Origin of the sequence: Carboxydothermus ferrireducens DSM 11255, assembly GCF_000427565.1 — a bacterium.
Lineage (GTDB): Bacteria > Bacillota > Z-2901 > Carboxydothermales > Carboxydothermaceae > Carboxydothermus > Carboxydothermus hydrogenoformans.
In genome coordinates this window covers 70827-78040 of the sequence record NZ_ATYG01000012.1, presented here as the reverse complement: position 1 = coordinate 78040, position 7214 = coordinate 70827, and the positions used below count along the sequence as shown (strand labels likewise).

At 40.9% G+C, this 7214-nt stretch carries 8 protein-coding genes, 1 rRNA gene and 1 riboswitch; all 9 genes read left to right on the top strand.

The window, feature by feature from the left end; translation table 11 throughout:
- Positions 1 to 113 (top strand): 5S ribosomal RNA (rrf, locus tag CARFE_RS0105365); the annotation flags it as partial.
- A gap of 125 nt (positions 114 to 238) precedes the next feature.
- A complete protein-coding gene (locus tag CARFE_RS0105360; protein ID WP_051250179.1) occupies positions 239 to 676 on the top strand; it encodes a nucleoside recognition domain-containing protein in 438 nt (145 codons plus the stop codon).
- 11 nt (positions 677 to 687) lie between these two features.
- On the top strand, positions 688 to 1125 hold the full coding sequence (locus CARFE_RS0105355; RefSeq protein ID WP_034541685.1) for a nucleoside recognition domain-containing protein: 438 nt from the start codon (positions 688 to 690) through the stop codon (positions 1123 to 1125).
- 101 nt (positions 1126 to 1226) lie between these two features.
- Entirely contained in the window at positions 1227 to 1826 is a 600-nt protein-coding gene (locus tag CARFE_RS0105350) for a FeoB small GTPase domain-containing protein (protein WP_028051999.1), read from the top strand.
- Positions 1813 to 3255 (top strand): ferrous iron transporter B, encoded by a 1443-nt coding sequence (locus CARFE_RS0105345; RefSeq protein ID WP_028051998.1) that lies wholly within the window; start codon positions 1813 to 1815, stop codon positions 3253 to 3255. The genes CARFE_RS0105350 and CARFE_RS0105345 overlap by 14 nt, the downstream gene beginning before the upstream one ends.
- Complete coding sequence (locus tag CARFE_RS0105340) at positions 3255 to 3509, top strand: FeoA family protein (protein WP_028051997.1); 255 nt, start codon at positions 3255 to 3257, stop codon at positions 3507 to 3509. The genes CARFE_RS0105345 and CARFE_RS0105340 overlap by 1 nt, the downstream gene beginning before the upstream one ends.
- Before the next feature lie 109 nt (positions 3510 to 3618).
- A riboswitch (Fluoride riboswitch) is annotated at positions 3619 to 3678 on the top strand.
- A gap of 55 nt (positions 3679 to 3733) precedes the next feature.
- Complete coding sequence (locus CARFE_RS0105335; RefSeq protein ID WP_028051996.1) at positions 3734 to 4912, top strand: cation:proton antiporter; 1179 nt, start codon at positions 3734 to 3736, stop codon at positions 4910 to 4912.
- 3 nt (positions 4913 to 4915) lie between these two features.
- A complete protein-coding gene (locus CARFE_RS0105330; RefSeq protein WP_028051995.1) occupies positions 4916 to 5344 on the top strand; it encodes a universal stress protein in 429 nt (142 codons plus the stop codon).
- Between the two features lie 32 nt (positions 5345 to 5376).
- Positions 5377 to 7176 (top strand): dynamin family protein, encoded by a 1800-nt coding sequence (locus CARFE_RS0105325; protein WP_028051994.1) that lies wholly within the window; start codon positions 5377 to 5379, stop codon positions 7174 to 7176.
- Positions 7177 to 7214 lie beyond the last annotated feature (38 nt).

Genomic DNA, 7214 nt, shown 5'->3' with positions numbered 1-7214 from the left:
GGTGGCCATAGCGGAGGGGAAACACCCGTTCCCATTCCGAACACGGCAGTTAAGCCCTCCAGCGCCAATGGTACTGGGACGATAGGTCCTGGGAGAGTAGGTCGCTGCCGGAAAAAACTCTAAAAGGGATAGGCAATCTGCCTATCCCTTTTTACTTTTATTCCTTCATGAAAATGTGGTGGTTCTCAGAACCGTCCCTGGAGTGATAAAATAGAAGGAAAATGTGATGGAGGAAAAAATGAACGGGGTAAGTTTATACAATATTAAAATTGCAGCAATACGCGGTATCCAAAAGGGTTTTAATATAACCTATGAGCTTGCCAGGACAGTAGTTCCGGTATATTTTTTAATTACAATTTTAAAGTATTCTGGAATATTAGCGATAATTGCCAAAATCTTCGAGCCGGTAATGCGGTTTGTAGGACTTCCTGGGGAGGCGTCGTTAATTTTTGTAATTGGTAATGTGCTAAATCTTTATCCTACCATTGCTGCTATTGCCGCTTTAAAGATGACGGTCAAACAGGTGACTATTATTGCCGTGATGCTATTGCTTTCCCATAATCTTTTTGTGGAAACTGCCGTTAGCAAAAAAACCGGAATTGTGGTCTGGTATTTAATATTACTAAGGATTGTCCTGGCAATATTGAGCGGCTATCTTTTAAATATCATACTTTAGGTGAGTGGGATATGGTGGAGAAAATATTTATAGAAGCTTTGAGCGGTAGTTTTAATATGCTAATAAAAATAGCTATGATTGTAATTCCTCTTATGGTAGTTTTAGAAGTGGCAAAAGAATTAAGGGTTCTGGAAAAATGGGCAAAACCGTTAGAGCCCCTTATGGGGTTTTTGGGAATGCAAAAGGAAGCAGCTTTTCCGCTTTTGGCGGGATTAGTTTTTGGTCTGGCCTATGGTGCCGGCTTAATTATTGATAGTGCCCGGGAAGGGATTTTAAAACATAAAGATTTAGTGTTAATAAGTATTTTTCTTGTTATCTGTCATTCCTTAATTGAAGATACCCTTTTATTTGTTGCTATTGGGGCAAAGGGAACGGTATTGATAATTTACAGGTTAATCTTAGCTTTGACAGTCACTTTTTTTGTTTCCCGATTGGTAAAATTTAATTGAGAATACTTGTCAATTACGAACAGCTTGATATAATGTAGAAGTAGGAAGTATTTTTTTTAACGAGTAAATGAGAATGAAAATCAATAGCGGAGGTTGTTAATATGGATTGCCATAACTGCAACAGAAGCTGTCATCATGCCGGTGGAAGACACAGGAGACGTTTTGGTTTCTTCTGGCAAAAAGCCCGGAAGGAAATGTGTGAAGAAAAGCTCTTAAAAATAGCCCTGGTTGGTTCGCCCAACGTTGGCAAAAGCATGCTTTTTAATGCCTTAACCGGAGCTTATGTAACTGTATCTAATTACCCGGGGACAACGGTAGAAGTTGCCCGGGGAAAGACTGTAATTCATGGTCAAGAGTATGAAGTTATAGATACCCCGGGGATGTATTCCCTTTTACCGATAACCGAAGAGGAAAAAGTGGCTCGAGACCTTCTTTTAGAAGAAAAGCCCGATATTGTGGTCCATGTTGTTGATGCCAAAAATCTCGGGAGAATGTTACCCTTAACCTACCAGTTAATTGAAGCAGGATTGCCGGTGCTTTTGGCTATTAATATGATGGATGAGGCGGAACAACTGGGACTTGTTATTGACCGGGAAAAAATTGAAAGAGAGCTGGGAATACCGGTAGTTACAATGGCGGCAGCGCAAAATGTGGGAATTCGCGAATTAAAAGAAAGGGTGGCCGAGTATGTTAATAAATAGAATAAAATACCCGGAACCGATTGAAAAAGCTATTGCTGAAATTGAAAAGCTTTTAACCGTGGAATATAAACTTTCGAAACGAAGCTTGGCCCTTTTGCTGCTGCAGAAAGATGAAGCTCTTTTAGCTGAAATCGCAAAGAAAGAACCCCATTATCAAGAAATCCTTAAAATAATTGACGATACTCAAAAGCAATTTAAAGAACCATTAAGCTTTGTGATTGCTTCGGCCCGGCAGGAATTTGCGTTAAATGTAGAAAAGGAAGCTTTAAAAGAAAAGGAAACGGAAAAAGCGAGTATTACCGAATTTTTGCACAAGCTCACGGTAAATCCTATTACGGGTATACCGATCATGTTTTTAATACTTTATTTCGGCATTTATAAGTTTGTGGGAGTTTTTGGGGCCGGAACTTTGGTTGATTTAATTGAAACTTATTTTGAAAGTAATATTAATCCAGTAGTTAATCAGGTTACCGCCCAGGTAATACCGTGGAAGGTTTTGCAGGATTTAATTGCTAATGACTACGGAATAATTACTTTGGGGATTAGGTATGCTGTGGCAATTGTGTTACCGGTGGTGACTTTATACTTTTTAATGTTTTCAATTTTAGAAGATAGTGGCTATCTGCCGCGATTATCGCTTTTAATTGACCGGGCTTTTAAGGTAATAGGTTTATCCGGTCGGGCGGTTATTCCAATGGTTTTGGGGTTTGGCTGCGATACGATGGCGACCATGGTGACCAGAACTCTCGAAACCAACCGGGAAAGGATAATTGCGACGCTTTTATTAGCTCTTGCTATTCCGTGCTCGGCCCAGTTAGGGGTTATCTTAGGGCTTTTGTCCAATAACCCTGAAGCCCTGCTAATCTGGGCTGGAGTTATGATTTTAGTTTTTCTTCTGATAGGGTACTTGTCTTCTCAGCTGCTTCCCGGCAAAAAGGCAGGATTTTATATGGAAATTCCACCTCTAAGAATCCCCAAATTAAAAAATATCCTTACCAAGACTTTTGTGCGGATGAAATGGTATTTTATTGAGATTCTACCCCTGTTTATTTTGGCTTCGGTATTAATCTGGATAGGGAAATTGACCGGGCTCTTTGATCTTATTATTAAAGGCTTAGAGCCAGTAATGCTCTGGATTGGACTTCCACCCAAGGCAGCCCAGGTGTTTCTGTTTGGTTTCTTCCGCCGTGATTACGGGGCAGCAGGTATGTTTGATTTATATCAGAATGGAATTCTGGCCGGCAAGCAGTTAGTGGTTGCTGCTGTAACTTTAACTTTGTTTATTCCCTGCATTGCTCAATTTTCCATGATGTTAAAGGAGCGAGGGACTAAAGTTACTTTGGCTATAACTGCCTTTATCTTGCCTTTTGCCTTTTTCATGGGTTATCTCCTTAATTTGTTGTTGACAGTACTGGGGGTGAACTTTTAATGGAGGCATCTGCTAAACCCCTGGCCATAAGTCTTTATAGTATGAGACCGGGCGAAAAAGGAATTGTAGCTTATTTCAATACCAAAGATGAGGCTATCATCAAAAAATTAATGGCAATGGGAGTAATTCCCGGTCTTCCTATTGCCCTGGAACAGAGATTTCCCAGTTTTATAATAAAGGTAGGCCGGACCAGGGCCGCAATAGATCAAGATATTGCTAAGACCATTTATGTTCGTTTGACAAGCGGTAAGTAACTTCAAGCAGCTTTTGGTACTGTTTTTGGGTAAAATTTAACCACCTCCTGTTAACTATTTTTGGCAGGTTACTTGACAATTGTGTATTAAAAATTGTAAAATAAAAGCAAAATTTAAAGGCGATGGGGCTCGCCTAACGCTCATCTGAGCTAATAGCTCCTACCGAAAGTAAAGTTTTCGGTAGGAGTTTTTTATTTTCTTAGCTCCATAAGGGGGGTAAAATTATGGAAAATACCTGGTTGGTGGCCGCTGAATGGTTAGGGCTTGCGTTAGTAAGCGGTTTAATTGCTGGTTGGACCGGAATCTCTATTTCTTTAGTGGAGATTGCGGTAGGGGTGGTGGCAGGTAACTTTTTAGGCTTACACCCTAACCAATGGGTTAATTTCTTAGCTGGAGTAGGAAGTATTGTTTTAACCTTCCTGGCCGGGGCTGAAGTTGATCCGGTGGTATTACGGACAAAGTTTAGAGAAAGTGTAAGTATTGGATTTCTTTCCTTTCTCTTACCCTTTATCGGGGCTTTTCTCTATGCTTATTACGTCCTCCAATGGACCCTGGAAGCTTCTGAAATTGCAGGGATTGCCCTTTCCACTACCTCAGTTGCAGTGGTTTACGCTGTAATGGTGGAAACCGGTCTTAATGAAACCGAAATAGGCAAAATTATCCTTGCTGCCTGTTTTATTACTGATCTGGGGACGGTAGTTGCTTTAGGTGTGCTTTTTGCCAATTTTAATAGCTGGATGTTTCTTTTTATTGTTGCAACTATCCTGATTTTAGCTTTTGTTCCCCGTTTTACGCCGTTTTTCCTCAATCGTTATGGCAACCGCGTGAGTCAATTGGAAATAAAATATATTTTCTTCCTGCTTTTCTTTCTCGGTGGACTGGCAACTATGGCCAATAGTGAAGCGGTTTTACCGGCCTACCTTTTAGGTTTAGCTGTTGCGGGTTTCTTTTTGCAGGAAAAGACATTGACCGCTCGCCTGCGTACCATAGCTTTTTCCCTACTGACTCCTTTTTATTTCTTAAAAGCTGGTTTATATGTTTCACTGCCCGCGGTAGTTACCGGTGCCGGGATTATAACTGTTGGTCTTATCGTCAAAATTTTGGCTAAATTTCTTGGTGTTTGGCCAACTACCCGGTTTTTTAAATTTGGCCCCCGGGAGGGAATGTATACCACTTTATTGATGTCCACCGGGCTAACTTTTGGTACAATATCTGCTTTGTTTGGCTTAAACCACGGTTACATTGACCAGGTGCAGTATACGATATTAGTAACGGTGGTTATTTTAAGTGCTGTAGTACCGACGATTATTGCCCAGGCCTTTTTCCGGCCTGACCGTGAAGCGGTAACGCGGGAAGAAAAACTTAAAGCAAAGTTAGTCCCTCAACAAAAGGAGGTTAAATAAATCATGTTTAAAAAAATTTTAGTGGGCTATGATGGTTCGCCTTTTGCTAAAAATGCTTTAAATGCGGCTTTAGACCTTGCTAAAAAATACGGGGCTCAAATTACCGTGATAGCGGTAGCTCATGTTCCTGACTTTGCCGAAACCAAGGATGAAGTTGATGGTGTTCTGGAAGATGCTAAAAACTTTTTTGCCAAAGCTCTCGAAGAGGCGCAAAAACTTGCTGCCGGTGAAGGGATAACGGTGACTACCAACGTAGTACCCGGGCATCCGGCAGAGGCTTTGGTTAATCTTGCTGAAGAGGAGGGTTATGATCTAATTGTTTTAGGAGCACGGGGTTTAAGCGGTATTAAACGCTATCTTTTGGGCAGCGTTTCGGAGGCGGTAGTTCGTCTTGCCCACTGCCCGGTATTGATAGTTAAGAGCAAAAAATAAGTATTTGTGTTTACCATAGAGAGGGGGTCAGTATGATTCAAAAAGAACGAGATTGGTCTATACAAACAATATCTGATAATACAGAGATGAATATTCTTTTTTTAAAAACTTTGGAAATTTTGCAAAGTTTAGGACCAGAATTCAGCGAGAACTTAGAGAAAATCCGGGGGTTACAGGAGCGGTTTTTAAACGAGCGCTTTCATCTGGCAGTTCTTGGACAGTTTAAGCGGGGTAAAAGTACTTTTATCAATGCTCTTATTGGGGAAGAATTGCTTCCTACAGCCGTACTACCTTTAACTGCTGTTCCGATTTTTCTTCTCTGGGGGCCCGAGGCCCGGGTACGGGTATTTCTGCAGGAAGGCTTGCAAAATGAAGAATTAAAAGGCCAAGATAAAGAAGAGATAAGTGCTTTTCTTGCCCAATTTGTTACGGAAGCGGGAAATCCTAAAAATTATAAAAAAGTATCTCAGGTGGAAGTATTCTATCCTTCGCTTCTTCTCCAAAAGGGAGTAGTCTTAATTGATACCCCGGGTATTGGTTCAACTTTCCGGCATAATACCGAAACGACTCTAAATTTTTTGCCCCAGTGTGATGCGGCTTTATTTTTGGTTTCGGCAGATCCGCCGATTACGGAGGTGGAAGTAGAATTTTTAAAAGCTGTCAGAACTAAAGTAGCCCATCTTTTTTTCATTTTAAATAAGGTAGATTATCTTAAAAAAGAGGAAATTGCTGCCCTTGTAACATTTATTAAAAATGTTCTGCGAGAACAAGTGGGTATAGAAGGGGAACCACCTCTTTTTTGTGTATCAGCTCGCCTGGGGTTAGAAGCAAGAAAAAGAAATGATCCAGAGCTTTGGGAGCAGAGTGGTTTAGATGAGGTTTGGCATTACCTGATTGATTTTCTTGCCCGGGAGAAAAAGAATGTCTTGCAAACAGCACTGGCAAAGAAAGCTACCGATGTAATTGCCGATGTTTTAATGCGTTTGCAACTTACTCTTCGTTCGCTGGAAATGCCTCTGGCGGAATTAGATGAGCGCCTTAATATCTTTGAGCAAAAAATTCAGGAAGCAAACCAGCAACGAATTTTCTTAGGTGATCTTTTGGTTGGTGACCGGAAACGAATGCTGGAGTTTCTCGAACAACAAGCCGAAAGTTTACGGCAGAAAGCCCGCGCTTACTTACTGGAAATTGTCCGGTCCAATTTAGAGCAGATGGGCGATAATGTAAATGAAACTGAAATTCAAAAAGCCCTGGCGAAGGCGATACCTGAGTTTTTTGAAAAAGAGCTTGGAGAAATGGCAAGGATTTTTGAACAGAGAGTAACCGAAGTTTTAAGACCTTATCAGCAGAAAGTGGAAGAGCTTATTGAGACAGTGCGGAAAACTGCAGCCGAGCTTTTTGACATTCCCTATCATGCTCCCAGCAGCGCTGAAGCATTTGAGATGAAACGCCAGCCTTACTGGGTAACCCAGAAACTGGAAGCTACTTTTAACATTTTTTCGGAAAATACCATTATTAAATTCTTACCTCCTGCTATGCGCCGGGCAAAAATTGCGCAGCGACTGCAAAAACAAGTAAATGATTTGGTTTTAACCAATGTAGAAAATTTACGCTGGGCAACACTGCAAAATCTTGATCAAGCTTTTCGCCAGTTTGGGCTTAGGTTAGAAGAACGTCTCCAAGAAACTATTTTAGCTACTCGAGGAGCTATTCAGGCGGCAAGGGAAAAACGTTTGGAGCATTCTCAGAATATAGCTCAGGAGATTATAAGAGTTCAAACCTTTGTGGACCAATTAAAAGAAATTAAGGAAAAATTCCAGGCAATGTCTTAAATTTTCTTAAAACAAATTGGTCACAAGGAGGGGGTGGG